Source organism: Pseudomonas sp. SLBN-26 (assembly GCF_006715895.1).
Lineage (GTDB): Bacteria > Pseudomonadota > Gammaproteobacteria > Pseudomonadales > Pseudomonadaceae > Metapseudomonas > Metapseudomonas otitidis.
Genome location: NZ_VFOB01000001.1, coordinates 2133139 through 2158516, shown reverse-complemented (window position 1 = coordinate 2158516; position 25378 = coordinate 2133139). Strand labels below are relative to the sequence as shown.

At 68.9% G+C, this 25378-nt stretch carries 13 protein-coding genes; 3 read left to right on the top strand and 10 right to left on the bottom strand.

Annotated features, from left to right (window positions below; all coding sequences use genetic code 11):
* Positions 1 to 5: 5 nt before the first annotated feature.
* The gene (locus FBY21_RS09905; protein ID WP_142010714.1) at positions 6 to 2144 is read right to left on the bottom strand and encodes a type I secretion system permease/ATPase; all 2139 of its coding nucleotides are present in this window, start codon (positions 2142 to 2144) and stop codon (positions 6 to 8) included.
* 274 nt (positions 2145 to 2418) lie between these two features.
* Between FBY21_RS09905 and FBY21_RS09900 the strand changes: the two genes are divergently transcribed.
* The gene (locus FBY21_RS09900) at positions 2419 to 5883 is read left to right on the top strand and encodes a response regulator (protein WP_142010712.1); all 3465 of its coding nucleotides are present in this window, start codon (positions 2419 to 2421) and stop codon (positions 5881 to 5883) included.
* 28 nt (positions 5884 to 5911) lie between these two features.
* Here the strand turns inward: FBY21_RS09900 and FBY21_RS09895 are convergent, their stop codons facing one another.
* From FBY21_RS09895 to FBY21_RS09870, 6 genes are all read right to left on the bottom strand, one after another.
* Complete coding sequence (locus tag FBY21_RS09895) at positions 5912 to 8833, bottom strand: bpX6 domain-containing protein (RefSeq protein WP_142010709.1); 2922 nt, start codon at positions 8831 to 8833, stop codon at positions 5912 to 5914.
* A complete protein-coding gene (locus FBY21_RS09890) occupies positions 8830 to 10662 on the bottom strand; it encodes a hypothetical protein (protein WP_142010707.1) in 1833 nt (610 codons plus the stop codon). Before FBY21_RS09890 ends, FBY21_RS09895 begins: the two co-directional genes overlap by 4 nt.
* Positions 10659 to 11093: a hypothetical protein gene (locus tag FBY21_RS09885; RefSeq protein WP_142010705.1), complete on the bottom strand. Its 435-nt coding sequence runs from the start codon at positions 11091 to 11093 to the stop codon at positions 10659 to 10661. Before FBY21_RS09885 ends, FBY21_RS09890 begins: the two co-directional genes overlap by 4 nt.
* A complete protein-coding gene (locus FBY21_RS09880; RefSeq protein WP_142010702.1) occupies positions 11090 to 12199 on the bottom strand; it encodes an AAA family ATPase in 1110 nt (369 codons plus the stop codon). Before FBY21_RS09880 ends, FBY21_RS09885 begins: the two co-directional genes overlap by 4 nt.
* 114 nt (positions 12200 to 12313) lie before the next feature.
* Complete coding sequence (locus FBY21_RS09875; RefSeq protein WP_142010699.1) at positions 12314 to 14962, bottom strand: patatin-like phospholipase family protein; 2649 nt, start codon at positions 14960 to 14962, stop codon at positions 12314 to 12316.
* Positions 14963 to 15040: 78 nt separating this feature from the next.
* On the bottom strand, positions 15041 to 16303 hold the full coding sequence (locus FBY21_RS09870) for an MFS transporter (protein ID WP_044412758.1): 1263 nt from the start codon (positions 16301 to 16303) through the stop codon (positions 15041 to 15043).
* A gap of 157 nt (positions 16304 to 16460) precedes the next feature.
* Here FBY21_RS09870 and FBY21_RS09865 point away from each other — a divergent pair, with 157 nt between their 5' ends.
* Positions 16461 to 17339, top strand: coding sequence for a LysR family transcriptional regulator (locus FBY21_RS09865; protein WP_044412756.1), 879 nt, complete (start codon positions 16461 to 16463; stop codon positions 17337 to 17339).
* A 190-nt stretch (positions 17340 to 17529) separates the two neighbouring features.
* On the opposite strand, the gene FBY21_RS09860 is transcribed toward FBY21_RS09865, so the two are convergent.
* Complete coding sequence (locus FBY21_RS09860) at positions 17530 to 18573, bottom strand: LLM class flavin-dependent oxidoreductase (RefSeq protein WP_044412709.1); 1044 nt, start codon at positions 18571 to 18573, stop codon at positions 17530 to 17532.
* A gap of 182 nt (positions 18574 to 18755) precedes the next feature.
* On the opposite strand from FBY21_RS09860, the gene FBY21_RS09855 reads away from it, so the two are divergent.
* Entirely contained in the window at positions 18756 to 20702 is a 1947-nt protein-coding gene (locus FBY21_RS09855; protein WP_044412705.1) for a methyl-accepting chemotaxis protein, read from the top strand.
* A gap of 198 nt (positions 20703 to 20900) precedes the next feature.
* Here the strand turns inward: FBY21_RS09855 and putA are convergent, their stop codons facing one another.
* Positions 20901 to 24875, bottom strand: coding sequence for a trifunctional transcriptional regulator/proline dehydrogenase/L-glutamate gamma-semialdehyde dehydrogenase (gene putA / locus FBY21_RS09850; RefSeq protein WP_142010696.1), 3975 nt, complete (start codon positions 24873 to 24875; stop codon positions 20901 to 20903).
* 216 nt (positions 24876 to 25091) lie between these two features.
* On the bottom strand, positions 25092 to 25340 hold the full coding sequence (locus tag FBY21_RS09845) for a DUF3820 family protein (protein WP_044412700.1): 249 nt from the start codon (positions 25338 to 25340) through the stop codon (positions 25092 to 25094).
* Positions 25341 to 25378 lie beyond the last annotated feature (38 nt).

Here is a 25378-nt window from a genome sequence, read left to right as displayed (position 1 = left end):
GGGGATCACCCCTGTTGCAGGCGGTGCAGGCGCGAGTAGTGGCCGGCCTGGTGGGCCAGCAGTTCGGCGTGGGTGCCCTGTTCGACGATCTGCCCGCGGTCCATCACCACGATGCGGTTGGCATCGCGAACGGCCGAAAGACGGTGGGCGATGATGATCACCGTGCGCCCCTGGCAGATGGCGCGCATGTTCTGCTGGATCACCCGCTCGGACTCGTAGTCCAGGGCGCTGGTGGCCTCGTCGAAGATGAGGATGCGCGGGTTGCCCATCAGTGCCCGGGCGATGGCCACGCGCTGGCGTTGGCCGCCGGAGAGCGAGGCACCGTGCTCGCCCACCACCGTGTCGTAGCCCTCGGGCAGTTCGAGGATGAACTCGTGGGCGCCGGCCAGCTTGGCGGCCTGCATCACCGCCTCGATGGGCGCGCCGGGGTCGGTGAGGGCGATGTTCTCGCGGATGCTGCGGGCGAACAGCATGTTGTCCTGCAGCACGACGCCGATTTGCCGGCGCAGGGACGACACGTCCGCCAGGGCCAGGTCCATGCCGTCCACCATCACCCGGCCGCGCTCCGGCGTGTAGAGGCGTTGCAGCAGGCGGGTGAGGGTGCTCTTGCCCGAGCCGGAGCGGCCGACGATGCCGATCACCTCGCCCGGCTGGATGGTCAGGCTCACCCCACGCAGGATCTCCGAACCGTCCGGGCGGTAGCGGAAGTGAACCTGGTCGAACTCCACATGGCCACGCAGTGGCGGCAGCGCGCTGCGGGTGGCCTGGGACAGCTCGGTGCGGGTGTTGAGGATGTCCCCCAGGCGCTGCACCGAGACGCCGGTCTGCTGGAAGTTGGTCCACAGCTGGGCCAGGCGCATGATCGGCTGCGACACCCGGCCGGCCAGCATATTGAAGGCGATCAACTGGCCGACGCTCAGATCGCCGTCGATCACCAGGCGCGCGCCCAGCCACAGGGTCGCCACCGTCACCAGCTTGCCCACCAGGCCGACGCCCTCGTTGGCCAGGGTGGACAGCGTCTGGGTGCGGAAGCTGGCCGCCACGTAGCCGGCCAGCTGGTTGTCCCACTTGCGGTTGATCTGCGGCTCCACCGCCATCGCCTTGAGGGTGTCGATGCCGTTGACGGTCTCCACCAGGAAGGCCTGGTTCTCCGCCCCGCGCGTGAAGCTCTCGTTCAGCCGCGCCCGCAGCAGCGGTGTGATGAACAGGGAGATGAGGAAGTACAGCGGCAGCGACAGCACCACCACCAGCGTCAGCCAGCCGCTGTAGAAGAACATCACCGCGATGAACACCACCGAGAACAGCACATCGAGGATCAACGTGATGGCGTTGCCGGTGAGGAAGCTGCGGATGTTCTCCAGCTCCCGCACCCGCGCCACCGAGTCGCCCACCCGGCGCGCCTGGAAGTAGGCCAGCGGCAGCGTCACCAGGTGGCGGAACAGCCGGGAGCCCAGCTCCACGTCGATGCGGCTGGCAGTGTGGGCGAACACATAGCTGCGCAGGCCCGAGAGCAGCGACTCGAAGAGCATGATCCCCAGCAGGCCCAGGGCGATCACGTCCAGGGTGGACAGGCCCCGGTGCACCAGCACCTTGTCCATCACCACCTGGAAGAACAGCGGCGTCAGCAGCGCGAAGATCTGCAGCACGAAGGACACCAGCAGCACCTCGCCCAGCAGCTTGCGGTACTTGACGATGGCCGGGATGAACCAGGTGAAGTCGAACTTGGCCAGGTCGCCGGCCAGCGACGCCTGGGAGCGGATCAGCAGCAGCTCACCGTTCCAGCGGGCCTCCAGGGCGTCGAACTCCAGCACCTCCGGGCGCTGGGCGCGTGGGTCGTGGATCAGCGCCTTGCCGTCGTCCAGCCGCGCGATGATGAAGAAGCGGCCCTCCCGGTCGGCGGCAATCGCCGGCAGCGGCGTGTGCTCCAGCCGCTTGAGGGTGCTGCGCGCCGGGCGTGCCTTGAGGCCGAGCTTCTTGGCGGCCAGGAGCATCTCGGCCTTGGCGAAGTGGCGGCCGTCTTCGGCGAATTCGTGGGCGAGTTGTTCGGGGGAGGCGGCCACGTTGTGGAAACGGGCCAGCATCACCAGGCACGCAAGCCCAGTGTCGAGCGCTTGTCCCGGCTCGTGGGGGGAGCTTTCCTGCATAAAAGCCTTCTTCCTTGATGATGGCGAGGCGCCATGAAATGCGCGCGCCATTCTGACAAAACCGCCCCCGGGATAAAAAGCGGCGGATTGACGAGCGGTTCTCACTCCAAGGGGATTCAGAGCCTGTAGGGCTTGGTGACGCACATGCAGGCATTTTGCCTACGACTGTCTACAGTCTTTCTTGGGTGCCTACGCCGTATCCGACCCCAGTGCAAGGCCTCGGGATGTGCCCTTGTGCGGGGAGTTCCGCTTTACCGTTCAGCAGGGAAGGCCGATGAACAGCACGTCTTTCAGCATCGATGCAGACAGTTTCCGCCGCATTCTCACCCGCAACGTGGCATTGCCCCTGGGCGTTGGCGTCCTGGGCGTGGTGCTGTTCGTCGGGCTGATCGGCTACCTGTTGTACGTGCTCAATTGGGTGGAGCACACCGACCAGGTGATCGCCCGCAGCAACGAGAGCCTGCGCCAGTCGGTGGAGTGCGAGTCCAGCTTCAGGGGGTTCCTGCTGTCCGGGGAGGAAGAGTTCCTCGAAGGCTACCGGGAAACGGCCCCGCGTCTGCTGGCCGGGCTGCAGGCGCTGCGTGATCTGATCCACGACAACCCCGTCCAGAGCGAGCGTCTGGCGCGCATCGAGGCCGCCCAGGTGCGCTGGCTGAAGATGACCGAGGCTGTGATCGACGCGCGGCGCGCCAACCAGGACACCAGTGCCTTCATTCGCGAAAAGCAGGGCAAACGGCAGATGGACGAGGTGCGTCAGGGCTTCGTGGCCCTGGTTGCCACCGAAGAGCAGCTGCGCCACGAGCGCAGCGAGCGGGCCAACCGGGCGGTGGTGCTGATCATCGGCTTGCTGGTGGTCATGCAACTGGGCGGCAGCGGAGCGCTGGCGATCTTCGGCCGGCGCGAGTTGATCGGCCTCTCGACCAACTACAACCGCATCCTCGACCAGCAGTCACGCTTCACCGAGCAGTTGCAGGCCCAGGCCTGGCTGCGGGAAGGGCAGTCGCAACTGGCCGAACAACTGATCGGCCAGCAGACCCCGGCACTGATCGGTCGCGCCGTGCTGGATTTTCTCGCCGGTTACCTGGAGGTCGCCGTGGGTGCCCTCTATGTGCGCGAGGGCGAAGGGCGGCTGCGGCGCGTGGCCGACTATGGCTTCGCACCCGGGCAGCAGGCCCGCGACCAGGTCTTCGAGGACGGCGCCAGCCTGCTCGGTCAGGTGCTGCGGTCCCGCGAGCCGCGGGTCATGGAGGGGCTTCCCCCGTCCTACCTGCGGGTCAACTCCGGGTTGGGCGATACCGATCCGCTGACGGTGATCCTGTCGCCGACCCGAAGCGATGGGCAGGTCAACGGCGTGCTGGAACTGGCCCTCCTGCGGCCCCTGTCACCCCGCGACCGGCAACTGCTCGAAGCCGTTGCCGAGAGCCTAGGGACCTCCATCGAGGCGGCCCGCTACCGCCAGCGTCTGCACGACATGCTCACCGAGACCCAGCAGCTCAACGAAGAGCTGCAGGTGCAGCAGGAGGAGCTGCGTGTCGCCAACGAGGAACTGGAAGACCAGGCCCGGGTGATCCGCGACTCCCAGGCCAACCTGGAGACCCAGCAGGCCGAACTGGAGCAGACCAACGAGCAGTTGAGCGAGAAGACCCGCCGCCTGGAAGACCAGCGCGACCTGCTGGACGAGCGCAACCACGCCCTCGACCAGGCCCGGCGCGAGCTGGAGGCGCGTGCCGAGGAGCTGCAGCGGGCCAGCCGCTACAAGTCCGAGTTCCTCGCCAACATGTCCCACGAGCTGCGCACCCCGCTGAACAGCTCGCTGATCCTCTCCAAGCTGCTGGCAGAGAATCGCAAGGGCAACCTCGACCCGCAGCAGGTGCATTACGCCGAGCTGATCAACAAGTCCGGCAACGAGTTGCTGCGGCTGATCAGCGACATCCTCGACATCTCCAAGGTGGAGGCCGGCCGCCTGGAAGTGCACCCCGAGGACACCGACGTTGCGCAACTGGTGGACGGGCTGCGCGCTCTGTTCCAGCCCCAGGCGGATGACAAGGGGCTGGCGTTCGACGTGCAGGTCGAGCCCGGCGCCCCGGCACGGCTCTACACCGACGGCCAGCGAGCCGGGCAGATCCTGCGCAACCTGCTGTCCAACGCCGTCAAGTTCACTGCCAGCGGTCGCATCGGCCTCAAGGTCCGCGCCGCCAGCGGCGGCATCGCCTTCGAGGTCAGCGACTCCGGCATCGGCATCAGCGACGAGCAGATGGGCATCATCTTCGAGCCCTTCCGCCAGGTGGACGGCACCACCAACCGACGCTTCGGCGGCACCGGCCTCGGCCTGTCCATCTCCCGCAACCTCGCGGAAATGCTCGGTGGCAGCATCACCGTGCAGAGCCAGCCCGGGTGCGGCAGCTGTTTCACCCTCTGGCTGCCCAGCAACTGCCTTGCCGGGGAGCCGCTGCCGTCCATCGCCCAGGTTCAGCCCGCCGAAGGTGTGCGGGCTGTCGCGCCCGCGGCGTCCGCCAGTGGCCTTCAGGACGACCGCCAGCGGCCCGTCGATGCGCGCCACTGCGTGCTGGTGATCGAGAACGACCCGAAGTTCGCCCGTGACCTCTACGAGCTTGCCCACGAACTGGGCCACCGCTGCCTGGTGGCCGGCAACGCCGAGGAAGGCCTGCGTCTGGCACGGGAGCAGGGGCCCGATGCCGTGCTGCTGGACATGCGCCTGCCGGACGAGTCCGGCCTCGCCGTGCTGCAGACGCTCAAGGAAGACCCCGTCACTCGGCACCTGCCTGTGCACGTGCTCTCCGTCGACGACCGTACCGGTCCGGCGCTGCAGCTGGGGGCCATCGGCCACGCACGCAAGCCTGCCACCCGCGACCAACTGCGCGAAGTCTTCGCCCGCCTGGAGGACAAGCTCACCCAGAAGGTCAAGCACGTCCTGGTGGTGGAGGGCGACGCCAGCCAGCGCGACAGCATCGCCCAGTTGGTGAGCGACGAAGACATCCAGGTCAGCGCCGTCGCCAGTGGCGCCGAGGCCCTGGAGCACCTGCGTGGCGGCACGTTCGACTGCATGATCATCGACCTCGCCCTGCCGGACATGCGCGGCAACGAACTGCTGGAGCGCATGGCCGCCGAGGCGCTCGGCAACTTCCCCCCGGTGATCGTCTACACCGCCCGCCAGCTCAGCCCGCGCGAGGAGGAGGAACTGCTGCGCCACTCCCGCTCCATCATCATCAAGGGCGCCTGTTCCCCCGAGCGCCTGCTCGACGAGGTCACCCTTTTCCTGCACAAGGTCGAGTCCTCCCTCTCCAGCGACCGCCAGCGCATGTTGCAGAGCGCGCGCAACCGCGACCGCGTGTTCGAGGAGCGCACCGTGCTGGTGGTGGACGACGACGTGCGCAACATCTTCGCCCTCATCAGCGCCCTGGACGAGAAGGGCGCCCAGGTGGTGACCGCCCGCAATGGGCAGGAAGCCCTGCAGAAGCTGGAGGAGAACCCGCAGATCGACCTGGTACTGATGGACGTGATGATGCCGGTCATGGACGGCTTCGAAGCCACCCGGCGCATCCGCCAGGACCCGCGCTGGAGCCGGCTGCCGATCATCGCCGTCACCGCCAAGGCGATGAAGGACGACCAGGAGCAGTGCATGGGGGCCGGTGCCAGCGACTACCTGGCCAAGCCCATCGACCTGGAGCGGCTGTTCTCGCTGATCCGCGTGTGGCTGCCGAAGCTGGACAGGTTCTGAAGCGCGGCGGCAACCGCCGCGCGGCCGCTTACCCGCGCAGCTCGCGGAGTTCGCTGGTCAGGGTGTCCAGGCGCAGCAGGCGTCCCGTCTGGTCGAACAGACGCCAGTCGTGTGCCTGGGCGCGCACCTGCAGCGGGGCGTCCGCCTGCCAGTCCAGCACGGCGCAGGTCTGCAGCGACTGCTGGCTCACCAGGCGCCACTGCCGGGTGTTGCCCTGGGGCGCGAGGCCGATCAGCAGCCACTCCGGGAGCACCTCCAGGTCCGGCACCGCCACCTGCTCCGGCGTTATATCGGGCAGGGGGATGTCGTATCGCCCACCGGTGCTTTCCATCGTCAGGCTCATCGTGCCGGTGGTGCCGTCCTGGCAGGTGAAGGTCAGCAACCCGCCCAGGGGGTTGGGGGTGATGAGTTGGCGCTCCAGGGGGGCGTCCACGGGCCTGCGCTCGGCCAGGCGTCGCGAGGGCAGGGCGTAGCGCCAGAGTACGAGCGATCCGTCTGCGCCGGACACCAGCCATTGCTCGAAGTGTTCGGTGTGGTGGAAGAGGCGGATGTCGCCATTGAGGTCGCTGACATGCCAGAGCACGGCGAACGAGCGGTCGACGTCCACGACACGAACGCTGTCCCGCAGGGTGACGGCCCAGCTGATGCCGTCGAAGACCGGTGAGTGGGCGTGCAGCTCCAGTACACCCAGGTCCCGTGCCGTGCGCCTGACCAGGTCCAGTTTGGTGATGCGCCAGACCTGGTCGCGGCGTGCCATGGCCAGGGCAACACGCCGGTTGTGCGCGATGACCAGGCGGTGTGCCGGTTCGGCGAAGCTGAATACTGCGCGCCCGTGGGCATCCAGCACCTGGGCTCCGGCTTCCCCGAGGGCCACCAGTGTGCGTTGGTCCTCCAGGGCCACCGCGTCGAGAATCGCCTGCTGCCCGGCGGGGGGCGCCTGCCAATGCAGCGGCGAGGTGGCGCGCTGCAAGGGGGTGGCACGCCCCTTGGGAAACCCGCGGGACGGCAGGTCGGCCTGCAGCAGCGTGTCCCGGCTGAGCTTGAGCAGGCTGTCCAGCTCGGACCTGGACAGGTGCGCGCGTTGGGTGGCGTGGTCATCCAGCAAGGCGGGCAGCACCATCCTGGCCAGGAGGGCCAGTGAGCGGTTGTCCCGCGTGTGCCGGTTCTTGGTGCCGACCCACAGCAGGGCGCGGGCCAGGGCCTGGCGATCCCGGAAACGTGCCGGGTCGTCGCGCAGCGCACGCAGGGGGGCGGCGTAGGCCTCCAGGGTGTCCGGCAGCAGGGCGGCGCGGGTCACCAGGGCCTCGGTGCCCAGGCTGCCACCCGCCGCTTCGGCTTGACTCAGCCATTGCACCGCCCGCTCCCGGGCCTCGGGCAGGGACCAGGCCACGTCCACCGCCTTCAGCCAGTCGCCGCGTGCTACCAGCATCTCGGCCCACTCCAGGCGCAGGCGGTCGGCCACTTGCGGCCACTTGGTCTGCAGCATCTGCACCGCGCTGACGAAGGCGTCGTCACGGCGTGCCACCTGCAGGGCCGTCTTCCAGTCGTCGGCCAGGCAGAAGAGGCGCACGATCCAGTCGGCCGACATGTCCCAGGCCAGTGCCAGCTCGGCGGCCTGGCGGAAGCGTTGGTGGCGCTCCAGGTAGTCCAGCGCCTCCTGCCGCACCTTGAGCAGCTCGGCGAGGATGAACACTGCTTCGTCGATGCGCCCCGCTCGGTCGAGTTTCTCGAAGTGCTGGCGATAGACCTTGCGCAGGTGGGCTTCCAGGTCCTCGCCCAGGGAGATGGAGGCCCCGGGGCCCGAGGGGCGTCCCAGGGACAGGTCGTCGCGGCGGTCCGGCGTGCCGAATGCCTGGCCCAGGCTGCTCTGTTCACCCCCGAGGGGCAGTGCATGGCGCAGGGCCTCGTCGATGTCGCCCTTCTCGAACAGGTTGAGCATGCGCCGCAGGTAGGCACTCTGGCGGCGGTTGAGCAGTGCACTGAAACGGGAAGTGATGGCCAGGCTGGTGAGCAGGCGACGCCAGCGGCTCGGGGTGGCCGGCGCTTGGCTCCTGCGGGGAGGAAGGGCGCGCGCACTGGCGACCGGCCTGGGGGCTGCCGTCCAGTGCTGGGGCGTGCCGGAGAAGAACCGGCGCAAGGCGCCGATGAGCAGCAGGGTGATGACGATCAGCAGGGCGGCCACGAACAGGAGCGCCCCGGGGCCGGATGGATCGTCGGAGTCCTGGGCCAGCGGAGCCGTGCTGGCCGAGGGCGACACGGCGTCCTGGGCCAGGTGCACGGCTTCTGGCAGGTGGTTACCCAGGATCACCACGGCGAACAGCACGATCCAGATGAGCAGGCCCTTGCCGGCGCCTCCGGATGTTGCCTGCGCAGGCGCCCGCTTGCCCGACGCACGCGCCGGGGGTTGCTTCGCCAGTGACTGGAGGAAGGCCTCGCGTTGCGGGCTGGGTGGTTTCACCTTGCCCTGGAGGATGGTGTGGATGTCCTTGGCGGGTGGCAGCTCCTCGACCACCAGTGGCGGTAGCGCGTCCCGGCAGTCATGGGTGTCCTGCCAGGGGTGGCCGTCGAGATCGAGGCAGTCCTCCAGCGCCAGGCGTTCGGCCTGATGCAGGTCCAGCGCGGCGACGCGGCCACCCTGTACCAGCCAGAGATCGGCGGCCGGCAGGGTTGCCTGCTCTTCCTGTGTCAGCTCGGCCGAGCACAGGCCACCGGTCTCCAGGGCCAGCAGCGGCCAGCCCTCCAGCGCGTCACAGTCCTGCACAACGGTCGCGTTGAAGCGCAACAGGTCGCCCTCGGGGAAGCGCCAGGCTGCCGAGCCGGCCCGCCAATGGCGCAGCAACAGCGCCGCACGGACCTCGACCGCCAGCCAGTCGGCAGGCAGCCACAGGCCTGCGACCGGTCGGCGCCCCTTGAGCGAGGGCTGACGAACGCGGGTATCCGGTGCACTCATGGCGTGCCTCCCTGGTCATCTGCCCGGGTGCAGGAGGCCCGCAGGCGCACGACGTGGTGCCGGGTGCAATAGAGCACCAGCTCGCGAGCCTGACTGAGGATCGCCAGCAGGCCGCTGCTGGCACAGACACTCAGCCGCGCAATGGCATCGGGTGTTTCGACGATGCTCCGGAGCGCAGTGCCGTCATACAGGGCAAGGCGCTTGCGATCGCCGGACATCAGCACCAGCAGCAACCCTCTGGCGTCGGGGTCGGCTACCAGGCCCTGGGCACTCCAGCCCGGCGGCACGTCGAGTGTCCAGTTCTCTGCAGCGCCGCCTTGCCGATCCTTGGGGCGACACAGCCGCCAGCGCTCCTGGGGCGTTGCGCTCAGTCGCAGGGCGCATGCCGGGTGGGTGCTGGTGGTGCTGAACCGGGCCATGAAGGCCTTGCTGGCCTCACCCACCTCGCCAAGGCGCAGGGGCGTGCTCACGCGGTGTCCCGACAGCACCTCCTGGAGGATGAAGCGCTGGTCACGCTTGTGCAGGTAATAGAGGCGGCCATCGTCGAGGTGGCTCATGGCGAGCACATCGTCTTCGACGCGTTCCAGAAGCGGCTCCTGGCTGCGGGGGAGGCCTTTCTGGTGGTGCCAGTGCAGCAGTCGCCCCTGGGCATCCAGCAGGTAGAGGCGTTCGCCGTCATGGATGCTGTCCACCAGGGCGAGGGGCAGCAACCTGGCGGTCCCTGGCGGAGCGCTCAGTACCTCCTGTGGCGGGCGTGTGGCGGTACTCAAGGGCGACAACTGCCAGAAGCGCAGGTTGGGGCCGGCATCCATCACGCCGGCCAGGCTCCGCCCGGTGAACGCGAGGGCCAGCGGCTGCTCCCCCGTGCTCCAGAGGAGCCGGCGGGTCCTGGGTTTCTTCTTGCTCCCCAGGGCCGGCAGCTTGAACACCAGTACGCCGGGCTGATCGAGCAGCGCCAACGCCACCATCTGCCCGGAGCGCGAAATGATCGGTGGCAAGGTCAATGCCACACGCTCCACGTTCAAGGGCTCGGCGTGCCCGGCAGGCACCTGCCTGGCGAGGGCGAACTGCCCTGAAAGCAGGCGCCTGCCGATGGCCGGGCTCGGCAAGGGCAGGCTCAGGGCACGTCGGCTGTTGCCCAGGTGCAGCTCGGCCTCCAGCGCTTCGCCATCCAGACTGGTGGACAGGTGCAGGCGGTGGCTGAAACCGTCATCCGTGGCCTGGGCGCCAATCAGCCAGCATTCGTCCGGCGTTGCGGGCAGCGCGTTGCGCAGGTCGCTCCAGGCGCGCCAGTCATCGGGCTCGGCGGCTTGCCAGCGCCGGGCTTCGAGCAGGCGGGCGAAGTCAACTGCGCCGCGCACGCCATCGATCCAGCCGGGTTGCTGGAGGATGCCCCAGCGCAACTCGCCACCCACGGCCTGGGCACGGCGCGCCAAGAGGATCAGCATCGCAATGTGGGCCAGCCGTGGGGCGCCCAGTTGCCGGGGGCCGGCATCGAACAGGGCAATGATCGTGCGGTTGCCCTGGCAGGCGCGTGCCTCGGAGGCGAGGAACAGGTGCTCGCCGCTGGCGGCGCGCCGCAGGAACTCGTCGGGAAATGCGTCGGCCAGCAACCACTCGCTGGGTAGCAGGCGCTCATAGGGGCCGCGACGTTGCAGGTCGCCCAGGCCGTCCGGCTCCTTCAGCTCACCGCTCTGCCGGCGCTGAACCGGCCCCACCAGGTTGTGCAGGCGTTGCGCGATGTCGGCCAGGGCTTCGGCCAGCTCGCTGTCCAGTTCCTGCAGAGGCTGACCCCAGTGGGCCAGGGCGTCGGGTAGCAGCAGGCTCATGGGGCTGCCCAATGTTCGGCAATGCGCGCCAGGTGACCTTCGGAAAGCGGCAGCTGGCGGTCCAGCGGCACCGTCCTGGCCGGCGCGGGCCAGAGCAGCAGCGGGGTGCGGCCGTGGCGCTTGGTGAGGGCGCGGGCGAGCAGGTCCAGTGGCGCATCGGGGCACAGCCGGGTTGGCAGCCAGAGTTCAGGGGCGACTTCACAGGGGGCGGCGTAGTCGATGCCATCCACCCAGGGCAGGGCGTCGCCTTCCCCGATCACCACCAGCAGGTCATCGGCGGCGGTGGCCTGCAGGCCCGCCAGTTGCCCGGCGGGCAGGGCCAGCAGGCGCGCGTGCAGGCGCCGGGAGGCTTCGCCCCAGGCCACGGCAGCACGGGGTTCCAGGGCCTGGACGCGGGGTTGCCAGCGCCAGGCCTGTTTCAGGGCGCTCATGCGGGGGTGGCGAGGCGGGCGACCAGGCGCTCGCGCAGCTCGGCCAGTTCCGGCGGCAGGGCGTCAGCGAGGAAGTTGGCGTCGATCTCCCGCAGCACCGCTTCCGGGTTCGCCCCCTCGGCCTCGTCCAGGCAGGCGCGGGCTTCTTCGGCCAGGCGGCTGGCTCGCGACAGCGGTTGCAGGGTGGCTTCTTCCACCGCGCTGAAGAGGTTGTCGTTGCTGGCCTGGGCGAACAGCTCGCGCAGGACCTCGCGGGCCTGTTGCTGCATGGCCTGGGTGGGCAGGGCGTAGAGCAGCGGCCAGAGGTCCGCCTCGCTGGCCTGTTGGCGGCCGCCAAGCAGTGAGGCGGCGGCGATCAGCCGTTGCGATTTGACGATACGCCGGTCGGAAAGCGGGATGCCGGCCTGGCGCAGGCGGCGGATGGCGTCGGCCAGGGCCGGGCGCACGCTGTCAAGGTCGACCTGGCGCAGGGCGCCGCAGAGCGTGTCCAGGTGGCCCAGGTGGTGCGCGTCCAGCACGGGTAGCTGCTCGGCCTTCCAGCCGCCGGCGAGCATGGCTTCCAGTTGGTGGTCCGGCACAGTGTCGACGAACAGGTGCAGCAGGAAGCGGTCGGCGAAGGCCGCCAGGGCCTCGTCTTCCGGCAGGCCGTTGGCCGCGCCGACGCAGACCCGCAGCGGGCAGCGCAGCTCGGTGTGGCCACGGCGGAAGCGCCGTTCGTTGAGCACGCCGAGCAGGGTGTTGAGGATGGCGGTGGAGCCGAGGAACACCTCGTCGAGGAAGGCCACGTCGGCTTCCGGCAGCATGCCGCTGACATCGGTTTCCACCGTGCCCTCGCGCAGCTTGCGCAGGTCCACCGGGCCGAACAGCTCGCTGGGCTCGGTGAAGCGCCCGAGCAGGTACTCGAAGTAGCGGCCGCCCAGCACCTGGGCCACCCGGCGCACCACGGCGCTTTTTGCCGTGCCGGGCGGGCCGACCACCAGCAGGTGCTCCTGGGCCACGGCGGCGAGGATGATGAGTTCAGCGAGTTGCTCACGGCCGACGAGGCCGGTGGTGGCGGTGCGAATGGCCGAGCGGAGTTCACTGGCGGCGTGCTGGATGGCGTTCAAAGCGGCGTCTTCCCTGATGGCAAGGCGCGGATTTTGCGCAAATCGACCGGGCTGTCAATGCGCCATGACGCAACCCGTCGGACGGCTCACAAGGAACCGTCCCGGCATGTGCGTTCACTCCCCGGCGGCATCCTCCAGCACCGGCTTGGCCAGGTAGCGCGACAGGGCGTGGGCGATGTTGTTGGGGCGCTGGCCGTCACCGAACAGCAGTTGCCCGATGCTCAGGCCCAGTTGGCGGTAGCTCTCGAACTGGGCTTCGTCGAAGAACTGGTCGCCGGTGGTCTGGTTGGGGAAGTCCGGGTTGGCGCGCACGTAGTTGAGCACGTCGGTGGGCACGCCCTCGATCAGCCGGGGCTTGATCAGCAGGATGCGGCTGGTGAGGCGGCGCGGGATGTCGGGGTTCTCCCGGTCCGGGGTGTGGAAGACGTTGAGCAGCACGGCGCAGCGGCGGTCGCTCGGTTCGGTGGCGGCGCGCAGGGACTGGGTGCTGCCGAACACCTGGGACAGCAGCGGGTGGCGCAGCACGCCGGAGTCTTCCTCGATCTCCAGGTCGTGGTCGATGCGCGACAGCCGCACCAGGTTGGCCAGGTCGTCGAAGCGGTACTCCGGGTCGCAGCCGCAGTCGCACATCACCACCAGTTCGATGTCGCGGGCGGGGCGCAGCAGCTCGTAGGTGGCGGTGTTCTCGAAGTGGCCGCCGTCGGTGAGGTAGAGCTTGTCGCGGCGATGGCCGTGGAAGCGCGCGGTGAGTTCGTAGAACAGGTAGGTCTGGGTCGGCAACCAGTGGGACGACGCCTCGCCGATCCGCGACAGCGGCTTGGCGCGGCCGACGAAGTTGCTCTGCCACCAGGTGCCCAGGCGCACATTGGCCAGCCCCAGCAGCAGCGAGAGGCCCAGGCTGGTCTGGCGGCCGAGGCCGGTGCTGGCGGCGGCGCCGGAGGTGGCCACCCACTGGCCGAGGCTCAGCGGCTGGTTGATCTCGCCGCGGCCATTGGGCGGCTGCCGGGACTTGCGCTGGCCGTCGAGGATGAAGCTGGTGACCTGGTCCTGCTCGCCGCCGGGGGTGTAGCGGTAGGGCGCCACGCACAGCGGCTTGCCCTTGCGGTCGCGCTGCACCAGTTGCTCGGCCGGGTCCACGGTGAGGTTCATGGTGACGTTGATCAGGTGCAGCGGGCCGGCGGTGCGTTTGCCGTAGTAGTCCTTCAGGGGAATGTCGTCCCGCGAGAGGGTCTGCGCCACGCTCATGCGTCGGCGACTCTGGGCGCAGGAGACGTCGAAGCGCTGGCCGTTGGAGGCGCCCAGGTAGGCGCGGGTCAGGCGGGCGGCGTAGAACGCCTGGAGGCTGGAGAGGTTGATGAAGCCGATGAACTGCCCGGTGACCACCGCCATCACCAGGGCGATGACCGCCAGCAGGCCGAAGCGGAAGAGCTGCGCATCACCCGCGTGGGCGCCCGGCACCCGGCCGTTCCAGGCGAACCAGTGGGCCAGCAGGCCCCAGGCCAGGGTCACGGCCAGCAGCAGGACCAGGCCGGCGACCAGCGCCAGGGCGTCCAGGGGCAGTTTCTTCAGCAGGCCAGGGGCGGGTTTCTCGTCACGGCTGCGGGCCAGGTGGCGCACCAGCCAGATCAGCACCGGCAGCACGCTGAAGGTGAGGCTGCCCTGCCAGTGCCGGGCCAGCACCGTGTACAGCTCGAAGGTCAACTGGTGCACCAGGACCAGCACCAGGGCGACAGCCGCCCAGGTGATCGCCGTGCTCAGCGCCCGGGTGACGTTGACCCGGTAGTTGCGCACGTTGTCGGCGTCCAGCCCACCGTCGTCGGGGCGCTGCTTCAGGCGTTGGGACGCCACCAGCGCGGCGCACCAGGCCAGCCCCAGACCGAGCACCGTGACCACTATCCAGAGCAGGTCGCGGGCGGGCACCGGCAGCCAGTCCGCTGTGTCGGGCACCTTGCAGGTGAGCCAGCCCAGCGCCGCGGCCATCGCCAGGGCGCTGCCGGTGGCCCAGTTGAGCAGCGCGGGCGGTTCGTCCTGGGTCTTGCGCGAGTAGATCAGCCAGTACGCCAGCATCAGCGGGGCCACGGCCAACAGGGCGATGCCCAGGGGAATGGCCAGGAGGTGGTCGCAGAACAGGTTCCAGCGCGAACAGGCCACGCCCTGGGTCAGGGCCAGCAGCGCGGTGACCAGCAGGATCGGCAGCCCGATCACCAGGTGCACGGCCACCCAGTTGCGCCAGGTCATCGCCAGGGCGTAGAGCAGGTCACCGGCGCCGGTGGGCGTCAGGTAGCGGCCGTTCTCCCGCAGCCAGGCGGTGGGCCCGGCGCCGACCGGGGCCGCGCGGTAGTTGGTGGAGGAGTGGATGCGCCCCGGCGGCTGGTAGCTCAGCACCCGGTAGGCGTCCTCGGCCGCCTGGCGTGCCTGGGCCTGCTCGGTGCCCGTGCTGGGGCGCAGGCGCCCGGGCTGGAACAGGCTGGAGAAGAACGAGCCCATGTAGCCGCCGCCGCTCACGGTGGAGAGGTAGTCGAAACGCGGCAGCAGGCGCTCGGCGGGGGCGTCGCCGGTACTGCCGAGGGGGCGGTTGGCGGGGGTGTAGGGCGCGCGGGCCAGGGCCTGGAGCACGCCGAAGCAGAAGGTGGCGCTGCGGATGCCGCCGCCGGAGAGGGCCAGGGCCCAGGGGCGGCGGCACGGTTCCGCCGGGGTGTCGATGCCGAGCGTCTCGCGGCGCCAGTCGATGCGTTCCTGTTCGGCCTTGTATTGGTCTTCCACGTGCCCTCCCTGGTGCGATGTTGCCTACAGCTCCTTACTAAAGCAGGTGCCGGGCATTCCGCCAGCCAGGCGTCGGGCTCAGCGCGGGCCTCCCGGGCAGGTTCCCGCTTCGCCCAGGGGGCGCCGGGCCAGGCCGATGGCCAGTACCAGGGCCAGCACCAGCATGCCGCCGACGAACAGGCCGATGCCGTGCCAACCGGCCTGGTGCCAGAACAGCCCGCCGAGGGTGCCGGCCACGCCGGAGCCGGTGTAGTAGAAGGCCTGGTAAAGCGACGCCGCCTGGCCCCGCGCCTGGGTGGCACGGCGGCCGACCCAGCTGCTGGCCACCGAGTGGGCGCCGAAGAAGCCGAAGGTGAACAGCAGCATGCCCAGCAGGATCAGCGGCAGCGGCGCCAGCAGGGTGAGGCCGAAGCCGACGAGCATCAGCAGGATCATCACCCACAGCACTTTCTGCCGGCCCACCCGGTCGGCCAGGGAGCCGGCCATGGCCGAGCTGTAGGTGCCGGAGAGGTACACCACCGAGAGCATGCCCACCGCCGCCTGGCTGAGGTGGTAGGGCGCCTGCAGCAGGTGGAAGCCGATGTAGTTGAAGAAGGTCACCAGGCTGCCCATCAGCAGGAAGGCCTCGACGAACAGCACCGGCAGCCGGGCATCGCGCAGGTGCAGGGCGAAGCCGCCGGCCAGGTTGCCCAGGGTGATCGGCCGGGGCCGGAAGTGCCGGGACTCCGGCAGCAGGCGCCAGAACACCAGGCCGGCGAGCAGCGCCAGCAGGCCGATGCAGGCCAGCACCCAGTGCCAGGACAGGTAGTCCACCATCACCCCGGCCACCAGGCGGCCGCACATCCCGCCGATGGCGTTGCCGCCGATGTACAGGCCCACCGCCAGGCCGGTGTGGGCCGGGTGGATCTCCTCGCTCAGGTAGGTCATGGCCACGGCAGTCAGGCCGCTGAGGGAGAGCCCCACCAGCACGCGCATCAGCAGCACCAGCTCCCAGCGGGTCATGGCGGCGCTGGCGAGGGTGAACAGGGCCGCGCAGAGCAGCGAAACGCCCATTACCCGCTTGCGCCCCAAGGCGTCGGACAGCGAACCGGTGAACAGCAGGCCCACTGCCAGCGCCAGGGTGGACACCGACAGCACCAGGCTGGCCTGGGCAGCGCTGATGGCGAAGGCCTGGGCCAGCACCGGCATCATCGGTTGCACGCAGTAGAGCAGGGCGAAGGTGGCGAAGCCGCCGCAGAACAGCGCCAGGTTGGTGCGCAGGAAGGCGGCGCTGCCTTTCTCGATATGGGTGGGCGGTTCGGCGGGCGCGCCGGTGGCGGTCTGGCGCTCGGGGTGGCTCATCGGGGACCTCATCACGCGAATCAGGCAGTCGGCCCGTGGGGGCCGTGGCCCGCTGCTGGCGGGCTCTGGGGGACGGTGAAAAGCCTATCGGTGCCCAATACGCGTTTCCAATATATTGTTCGACATCTTTGATATCTGAAACCTATCAATCGCCGCCATGGAACTCCGCCACCTGCGTTACTTCATTGCCGTCGCCGACGAACTCCATTTCGGTCGCGCGGCGGAGCTGCTGGGCATATCCCAGCCACCGCTGAGCCAGCAGATCCAGGCCCTGGAGGAAGAGCTGGGGGCGCGACTGTTCGAGCGCACCAATCGCCGCGTGGCCCTCACCGAGGCCGGTCGGCTGTTCCTCGACGAGGCGCGCCAGATACTCGCCCAGGTGGACCAGGCGGCCGAGGTGGCGCGCCGTGCCCAGCGCGGTGAATTGGGCCAGTTGAAGCTGGGGTTCACCTCCTCGGCGCCGTTCACTTCGGTGATTCCTGGCGCCATCCTGCGCTTTCGCCAGGCCTTCCCCGAGGTGCAGCTGGAACTGCACGAGCTGAACAGCCGGGAGGTGGCCGACGCGCTGCTCAACGGGCGCATCCAGGTGGGGCTGATCCGCCCGCTGCCGTTGCCGGAGTCTTTGGTGGCGGTGGAGCTGTTCCGCGAGCCGCTGGTGGCGGTGCTGCCCGCCCAGCACCGGCTGGCAGGCGAAAGCGCCGGACTGCACCTGGCGGAGCTGGCAGCCGAACCCTTCGTATACTTCCCGCGCAATGCCGGCACCGGCCTCTACGACCAGGTGATCGCCCTGGCCCACGAGGCCGGCTTCAGCCTGCGCATCACCCAGGAATCCCACAGCGCACTGACGCTGATCGGGCTGGTGGCGGCGGGGCTCGGGGTCTCGGTGCTGCCGGCGTCTTTCACCCGCATGCACTTCGATGGCGTGGTCTACCGGCCGCTGCTGGACGCCGGCGCCACTACCGCCGTGTGGCTGGTACGCCGGGATGACGAGCGCTCACCGCTGTCGCGGGCCTTCATCGAGCTGATCGCGCCCTGAACGCGCGTGCTTGCCGCCCGTCATGGCCGCGCAGGGCATGGCCAGGTGCTGCGTGGGCGGAGGGCTGAGTTCGCGTTCAGCGAGGGGGCGGGTGACGGGGGAGGGCCCGTGAATGGGCGGGGGAATGCAAAACGACCCGCCATGCCTGGACGCTCGATCGGCATGGCGAGTCAGAAGGGAGAGCGGGGGATCAGCGGAACGCGGGCACCACGTGCTTGATGAACAGGTCCAGGGACTTCTTCTTCTCGGCGTGGGGCAGGCTGTTGTCGCACCAGAAGCTGAACTCGTCCACGCCCAGCTCCTGGTAGTAGCGGATGCGCGCGATGATCTCGTCCGGGGTGCCGATCATGGTGTTCTTGCGGATGTTCTCCAGCTCGAATTCGGGGCGGTCCTTGAACTTCTCTTCCGGGCTGGGCGGCAGGATGCCGTTGACCGGGGTCTGCTTGTTGCCGAACCAGGCGTCGAAGGTGCGGTAGAAACGCGAGATGGCGGCGGCGCCGAGCTTCCAGCCTTCCGGGTCGTCCACGCTGTGCACGTGGGTGTGGCGCAGCACCATCAGTTGCGGGCGCGGCACCTCCGGGTTGTTGGCCAGGGCGGCCTCGAACTTGTTCTTCAGGTCCACCACTTCCTCGTCACCCTTCATCAGCGGGGTGACCATCACGTTGCAGCCGTTCTTCACTGCGAAGTTGTGGGAGTCCGGGTCGCGGGCGGCGATCCACATCGGCGGGTAGGGCTGCTGGATCGGACGCGGGGAGGAGGTGGAGGTGGGGAACTTCCAGATCTCGCCGTCGTGGGCGTAGTCGCCCTGCCACAGGGCCTTCACCGCCGGGACCATTTCGCGCAGGTGCTGGCCACCGTCGGTGGCTGGCATGCCGTTGGCGAGGCGGTCGAACTCGAACTGGTAGGCGCCACGGGCCAGGCCCACTTCCATGCGGCCGTTGCTGATCACGTCCAGCAGGGCGCATTCACCGGCCGCGCGGACCGGGTTCCAGAACGGCGCGATGATGGTGCCGGCGCCCAGGCGGATGGTGGTGGTGCGGGCCGCGAGGTAGGCCAGGGTCGGCATCGGGCTGGGGGAGATGGTGTACTCCATCGAGTGGTGCTCGCCGATCCAGACGGTGCTGAAGCCGCCGGCCTCGGCCATCAGCGTCAGTTCGGTCAGGTCTTCGAACAGCTGGCGGTGGCTGATGCTCTCGTCCCAACGCTCCATGTGTACGAAGAGGGAGAATTTCATTTCGCTTACCTCGGGCTTTTTGTTGTTGGCCGATGCGATGACCCGCCTGCAGCGGGCATTGCCGGGATGTTCAGGCCACCGGATCCGCTCGGGATACCGCTGGTCGGCTGTTGTGATATTGGTATACCATAATATGGAATATCCGCAAACACAATCTGTCGGCCTCAAGGAATCCGAGCGAGATGAACATAAAACAAAAACTCACGATGGCCTTTGCCGCCATCGCCAGCGTGCCGGTCGTCCTCGTGGCGGTGCTGATCGTCCTCAACCTGCGCGGGGAGGCGCGCGAGGACTTCCTCGACAGCAGCGGCCGCGAAATCCGCCAGGTGGAGAACGCCATGAAGCTGTTCTTCGAGGGCATCAGCCAGAACGTCGACTACCTGGCCACCCATCCACGCCTGCAGGCGGTGGATGGCAGCCTCAAGCAGTACATCGCCGCCAACGCAGCGGACCTGCCCACCGGCCCCCAGGACGAGCAGGTGTTCGAGCTGTTCAACGGCCTGGCCAAGTCCCACCCGGCCTATGCCTACCTGTCCCTCGGCACCCAGCAGGGTGGCTACGTGTTCTGGCCCGGTGACCCCAAGCTCGCCAGCTACGACCCGCGCACCCGCCCCTGGTACCAGGCCGCCATGGCCCAGCCGGGCAGGACGCTGCGCACCTCCGCCTACTACTGGGCGGCGGACGACGTTGTGCTGGTGAGCACCGTGCGCAGCTTCGCCAACCAACTGGGCAACCCGGGCGGCGTGGTGAACATCGACGTGTCGCTCAAGCAGCTGACCGACCTGGTCAAGCAGATCCGCCTGGGCGAGAGCGGCTACCTGATGCTGCTGGAAGGCAACGACAAGGTGCTGGTGGACCCCAACGCACCGGAGCACAACTTCAAGAACCTCAGCGACCTGGGCGAGGGCTATGCGCAACTGGCCAAGGCCGGCACCGGCCTGGAAGAGGTGGTGCTGGGCGGAGAGCGCTACATGGCCAACGTCTGGACGTCCGACGCGCTGGGCTGGCGCTTCATCGGGGTGATCCGCGAGGACGAGGTGATGGCCTCGGCCACCCGCCTGAGCTGGGTGATCGCGCTCATCGCCCTGGCCTGCGGCGGCCTGTTCGCGCTGGTCGGCGGCTTCTCCGCCGGGCTCATCGTCAAGCCGATCCGTGGTGTGGCCAGCGGCCTGGAAGGCATCGCCCAGGGTGAAGGCGACCTCACGGCGCGCCTGGACGTGCGCGGCCAGGACGAAACCGCGCAGCTGGCGGGGTGGTTCAACCAGTTCCTCGAAGCCATCCGCACCCTGATCCGCCGTATCGGCGATGCCGCCGGGGAGATCCACAGCACCTCCGGGCGCTCCACCGAGACCGCCCAGGACCTGGCCGAGGTCGCCAGCCGCCAGCGCGAGGCGGTGGACATGGTCTCCACGGCCTTCCACGAGATGGTCGCCACCTCCAACGAAGTGGCGCGCTCCTGCAGCCAGGCCGCCGACTCCGCCGACAGCGGCCAGCGCCAGGCCCACGACGGCCAGCGGCAGATCGACGAAGCGGTGACGAATGTCGACCGCCTGAGCCGCGAGATCGGCCAGTCCGCCGAGGCCATGCAGCAACTGGAGCAGGACAGCAACGACATCCAGTCCATCCTCGGCACCATCAGCTCGATTGCCGAGCAGACCAACCTGCTGGCGCTCAACGCTGCCATCGAGGCGGCCCGTGCCGGCGAGCAGGGCCGGGGCTTTGCCGTGGTGGCCGACGAAGTGCGGGCCCTGGCCAAGCGCACCGCCGATTCCACCAGCGAGATCGACACGCTGCTGGGCAACCTGGCCCGCCGCACCCACCAGATGGGCAAGCAGATGCATGCCAGCCTGGAGGTCTCCCAGGAAACGGTGGTGTCGATCAACCAGGCACGGGCGAGCTTCGAGCTGATCCGCGAGTCGGTGGACGTGATCCGCGACATGAACACCCAGATCGCCACCGCCGCCGAAGAGCAGCACCAGGTGGCCGAGGACATCAACCGCCACATCAGCCAGATCCACGGCGATGCGCAACTGGTGGCCAACCTCGCCGAGTCCACCCGCGGCGATGCCCACAACCTCACCGACCTCAGCAACGAGCTGAACCAGCTGGTGCGGCGCTTCCGTACCTGATCGGCTGCAGCGGCGAGTCCAAGGCTGCCGGAGCGCCAGGCAAAAAAAGAGCGACGCTTGTGGCGTCGCTCTCGTGCCCTGGGGGCGGGTGGCGGGACTGGCCGCCGGCTGGGAAGGTGCCCGGCGCAAGGCCGGGAACCGGACGGCCCGGCTTCTTGTGGAAGCGCGGGCCGTTGGGCCGCGAGGCGGCCCGGGACGTCAGCCGATGGTCATCAGGCTGGCGTTGCCGCCGGCGGCGGCGGTGTTGACGCTGAGGGAGCGTTCGATCAGCAGGCGCTCCAGTGGTACGGCGGTTTCCCCACGGGACAGGCCCTGGACGCCGATGATCGCGCCCTTGCGGGCGGCGACCTGCTGGCAGATCTCGCGCAGCTGATCGGAATCACCGTGGTGCAGCACGGCGTCGAACGCCACGTCCTCGCTCTTCCAATCGGTGACCAACTGGATGCGCGACTGAACCGCCTTCGGCAGTTTGGCGCGCAGGGCCTTGGTCACTTCGCCGTCCTGCCAGACCACACGGTTGCCCACCGACAGCGCGCCCGCCAGCTGGACCAGCAGGTCGGCTTCGTCGTCGGCCAGGCCCAGCACGTTCTCGCGGGGCAGCAGCAGGTAGGTGTTGCGCTCGCCGGTCGGGCCGGGGAGGGTGCGGCTCAGGCCGCTCTGGGACAGCTCGGCGAAGCGGTCGCAGAGGCTGGCCAGCTCGCCACGGCCTTCCTTCGCGGCCCACTCCTTGAGGGCGGCCAGCGGTTTGCCCTGGCGCTCTTCCTGGAGCGTGCGCAGGCCGGCGTCGGCCTGTTGCTCGTCGAGGCGCTGGAAGGTGCGGGTGACCGCATCGTCCGGGCGGGTGGCGAGCAGGCGGTACATGTACAGCGGGCCGCCGGCTTTCGGGCCGGTGCCGGAGAGGCCTTCACCGCCGAAGGGCTGCACGCCGACCACGGCGCCGACCATGTTGCGGTTGACGTAGAGGTTGCCGGCGTGGGCCTTGTCCACCACCTTGGCGATGGTTTCGTCGATACGGGTGTGCACGCCCAGGGTCAGGCCGTAGCCGGTGGCGTTGATCTGGTCCAGCAGCTGGTCCAGGTTCTCGCGCTTGTAGCGCAGCACGTGCAGCACCGGGCCGAACACTTCGCGCTCCAGCTCGTCCAGGCCTTCCAGTTCGATCAGGGTCGGCATGACGAAGGTGCCGCGGCTCATCACGTCGCCTTCGGTGCGGGCGACCTGGTAGACGTGACGGCCTTTCTTGCGCATGGCTTCGATGTGGCGGTCGATGCCGGCCTTGGCTTCGGCGTCGATCACCGGGCCGATGTCGACGATGATGTTGTCCGGGTTGCCCAGGCGGCATTCGGCCATGGCGCCCTTGAGCATCTCCAGCGCGCGGTCGGCCACGTCTTCCTGCAGGCACAGCACGCGCAGGGCCGAGCAGCGCTGGCCGGCGCTGTCGAAGGCGGAGGCGACCACGTCGTTGACCACCTGCTCCAGCAGGGCGGAGGAGTCGACGATCATGGCGTTCTGGCCGCCGGTCTCGGCGATCAGCGGGATCGGGCGACCCTGGGCGTCCAGGCGGCCGGCGACGTTGCGGGCGAGGATGCCGGCGACTTCGGTGGAGCCGGTGAACATCACGCCCTTGACGCGCTCGTCGTTCACCAGGGCGGCGCCCACGGTGTGGCCTTCACCCGGCAGCAACTGCACGGCGCCTTCGGGGATGCCGGCCTGCAGCAGGATGCGCACGGCCTGAGCGGCCACCAGCGGGGTCTGCTCGGCGGGCTTGGCCAGCACGGTGTTGCCGGCAGCCAGCGCGGCGACCACCTGGCCGGTGAAGATAGCCAGGGGGAAGTTCCACGGGCTGATGCAGACCACCGGGCCCAGCGGGCGGTGGCTGTCGTTGGCGAAGTCGTGGCGGGCCTGGGCGGCGTAGTAGCGCAGGAAGTCCACGGCCTCGCGCACTTCGGCGATGGCGTTGGCGAAGGTCTTGCCGGCCTCGCGGCAGAGCAGGCCCATCAGTGGCTGGATCTCGGCCTCCATCAGGTCGGCGGCGCGGTCCAGGGCGGCGGCGCGCTCCACCGGCGGGGTGGCCTGCCAGATGGGGGCGGCGGTCAGCGAGGCGAGCACGGCGTTGCCGACGTCTTCGAGGCTGGCGTTCTGCACGTGGCCGACGACGTCGCGGCGGTCGGCCGGGTTGAGCACCGGCAGGCTCTCGCCTTCGGAGACCGGGCAGCCCAGCATCGGGCGGGCGCGCCAGTCGGCATGGCCACTGCCGAGCAGGGCGCTGGAGAGGGAGCCCAGGCGGTGCTCGTTGGCCAGGTCGATGCCGCTGGAGTTCACACGGCCGGCGCCGTACAGGTCACGGGGCAGGGGAATGCGCGGGTGCGGCTTGCCGAGGGTGCCTTCGGCCGCGGCCATGGCTTCGATGCTTGCGACCGGGTCTTCCACCAGTTGCTTGATGGAGATGGAGCTGTCGGCGATGCGGTTGACGAACGAGGTGTTGGCGCCGTTTTCCAGCAGGCGACGCACCAGGTAGGCCAGCAGCGTTTCATGGGTGCCCACCGGGGCGTAGATGCGGCAGGGGCGGTTCAGCTTGCCGTCGGCGATCTTGCCCACCACTTGCTCGTACAGCGGTTCGCCCATGCCGTGCAGGCACTGGAACTCGTACTGGCCCGGGTAATAGTTCTGCCCGGCGATGTGGTAGATGGCCGAGAGGGTGTGGGCGTTGTGGGTGGCGAACTGCGGGTAGATGGCGTCCGGCACGGCCAGCAGCTTGCGGGCGCAGGCCACGTAGGACACGTCGGTGTAGACCTTGCGGGTGTAGACCGGGAAGCCTTCCAGGCCGTCGACCTGGGCGCGCTTGATCTCGCTGTCCCAGTAGGCGCCCTTGACCAGGCGGATCATCAGGCGGTGACGGCTGCGGCGGGCCAGGTCGATGACGTAGTCGATCACGTACGGGCAGCGCTTCTGGTACGCCTGGATGACGAAACCGATGCCGTTCCAGCCCTTCAGGCCCGGCTCGAAGCACATGCGCTCCAGCAGGTCGAGGGAGATTTCCAGGCGGTCGGCTTCCTCGGCGTCGATGTTCAGGCCGATGTCGTACTGCTTGGCCAGCAGGGTCAGGGCCAGCACGCGCGGGTACAGCTCGTCCATCACGCGCTCGTACTGGGCGCGGCTGTAACGCGGGTGCAGGGCGGAGAGCTTGATGGAGATGCCCGGGCCTTCGTAGATGCCGCGACCGTGGGAGGCCTTGCCGATGGAGTGGATGGCCTGCTCGTAGGAGGCGTAGTAGCGCTGGGCGTCCTCTTCGGTCAGCGCGGCTTCGCCGAGCATGTCGTAGGAGTAGCGGAAGCCCTTGGATTCGAACTTGTTGGCGTTGGCCAGGGCCTCGGCGATGGTTTCGCCGGTGACGAACTGCTCGCCCATCAGGCGCATGGCCATGTCCACGCCCTTGCGGATCAGCGGTTCGCCGCTCTTGCCGATGATGCGGTTCAGCGAGCTGGAGAGGCCGGCCTCGTTGTGGGTGGACACCAGCTTGCCGGTGATCAGCAGGCCCCAGGAGGCGGCGTTGACGAACATCGACGGGCTCTGGCCCAGGTGCTGCTGCCAGTTGCCGTTGCTGATCTTGTCGCGGATCAGGGCGTCACGGGTGCCCTTGTCCGGGATGCGCAGCAGGGCTTCCGCCAGGCACATCAGCGCCACGCCTTCCTGGGAGGACAGGGAGAACTCCTGCAGCAGGCCCTGCACCAGGCCGGCACGGCCGCCGGCGCTCTTCTGGTTGCGCAGTTTCTCGGCGATGCCGTAGGCGAGCTTGTAGGTGGCTTCGGCCATCTCGGCGGGCAGGCGGGCCTGCTCCAGCAGCATGGGCACCACTTCTTCCTCGGGGCGGCGGTAGGCGGCGGTGATCGCGGCGCGCAGGACCGACTGCGGGAGGATGCTCTCGGCGAATTCGAGGAAGGGCTGGTAGACCGGGTCGAGGAGGGCCTCCACCGCTTCACTGTCGCCCTCGGCCAGGCGCGCGGCGATGCTTTGCAGCTCCGGCAGGGTGGTGCCGCTCTCGAGGGTCTCGAGGTAGCTGTAGATCGCTTGCTTGATCAGCCAGTGGGGCGTGCGGTCGATGCGGCGGGCGGCTTCCTTGAGACGCTCGCGGGTCGCCTCATCGAGTTTCACGCCAAGGGTAGTGGTGGTGGCCATTTCTTGTCCTCGTCAGCTGCCGTGGTCGGCACGGCGGATTGCGGCGCCAAGAGTAGCTGTGCCGAAGTCGGGGTGCAACCAGGTGCAACCTTGATATTTCGCTGTCTCCAGCAAGCCTGGGAAACCCCGCACCGCCTCGGTGCGCGCGGGGTTGCGCGCTGCCTTGGGAGGTGCAACCGGTCGTCGGGAAAACGCGGCGAGGGGCGCGTTTCCATACTAGTCCGAGTTGGTTGCACCTGCCTGCGGTCGGCGCCGTTTCTGGCGCAGGGGCTCCAGCAGCGGCTTGAGGCCGTTGTGGTCGATCTCCTGCATCAGGGCCAGCAGGCGGCCGATCTCGCCCTTGGGGAAGCCCTCGCGGGCGAACCAGTTGAGGTAGTGGCCGGGCAGGTCGGCGATCAGGCGGCCCTTGTACTTGCCGTAGGGCATCTCGCGGGTCACCAGCAGCAGGAGGTCTTCGGGGTTCATCGGGCCGGGCGGGGTCGGGGAGGGGCGGCTAGGATAAC

Bases quoted from the DNA above. Each gene is read 5' to 3' on its own strand.
- FBY21_RS09905 (WP_142010714.1), bottom strand. From the start codon at position 2,144: ATGCAGGAAAGCTCCCCCCACGAGCCGGGACAAGCGCTCGACACTGGG.
- FBY21_RS09900 (WP_142010712.1), top strand. From the start codon at position 2,419: ATGAACAGCACGTCTTTCAGCATCGATGCAGACAGTTTCCGCCGCATT.
- FBY21_RS09895 (WP_142010709.1), bottom strand. From the start codon at position 8,833: ATGAGTGCACCGGATACCCGCGTTCGTCAGCCCTCGCTCAAGGGGCGC.
- FBY21_RS09890 (WP_142010707.1), bottom strand. From the start codon at position 10,662: ATGAGCCTGCTGCTACCCGACGCCCTGGCCCACTGGGGTCAGCCTCTG.
- FBY21_RS09885 (WP_142010705.1), bottom strand. From the start codon at position 11,093: ATGAGCGCCCTGAAACAGGCCTGGCGCTGGCAACCCCGCGTCCAGGCC.
- FBY21_RS09870 (WP_044412758.1), bottom strand. From the start codon at position 16,303: ATGAGCCACCCCGAGCGCCAGACCGCCACCGGCGCGCCCGCCGAACCG.
- FBY21_RS09865 (WP_044412756.1), top strand. From the start codon at position 16,461: ATGGAACTCCGCCACCTGCGTTACTTCATTGCCGTCGCCGACGAACTC.
- FBY21_RS09860 (WP_044412709.1), bottom strand. From the start codon at position 18,573: ATGAAATTCTCCCTCTTCGTACACATGGAGCGTTGGGACGAGAGCATC.
- FBY21_RS09855 (WP_044412705.1), top strand. From the start codon at position 18,756: ATGAACATAAAACAAAAACTCACGATGGCCTTTGCCGCCATCGCCAGC.
- putA (WP_142010696.1), bottom strand. From the start codon at position 24,875: ATGGCCACCACCACTACCCTTGGCGTGAAACTCGATGAGGCGACCCGC.
- FBY21_RS09845 (WP_044412700.1), bottom strand. From the start codon at position 25,340: ATGAACCCCGAAGACCTCCTGCTGCTGGTGACCCGCGAGATGCCCTAC.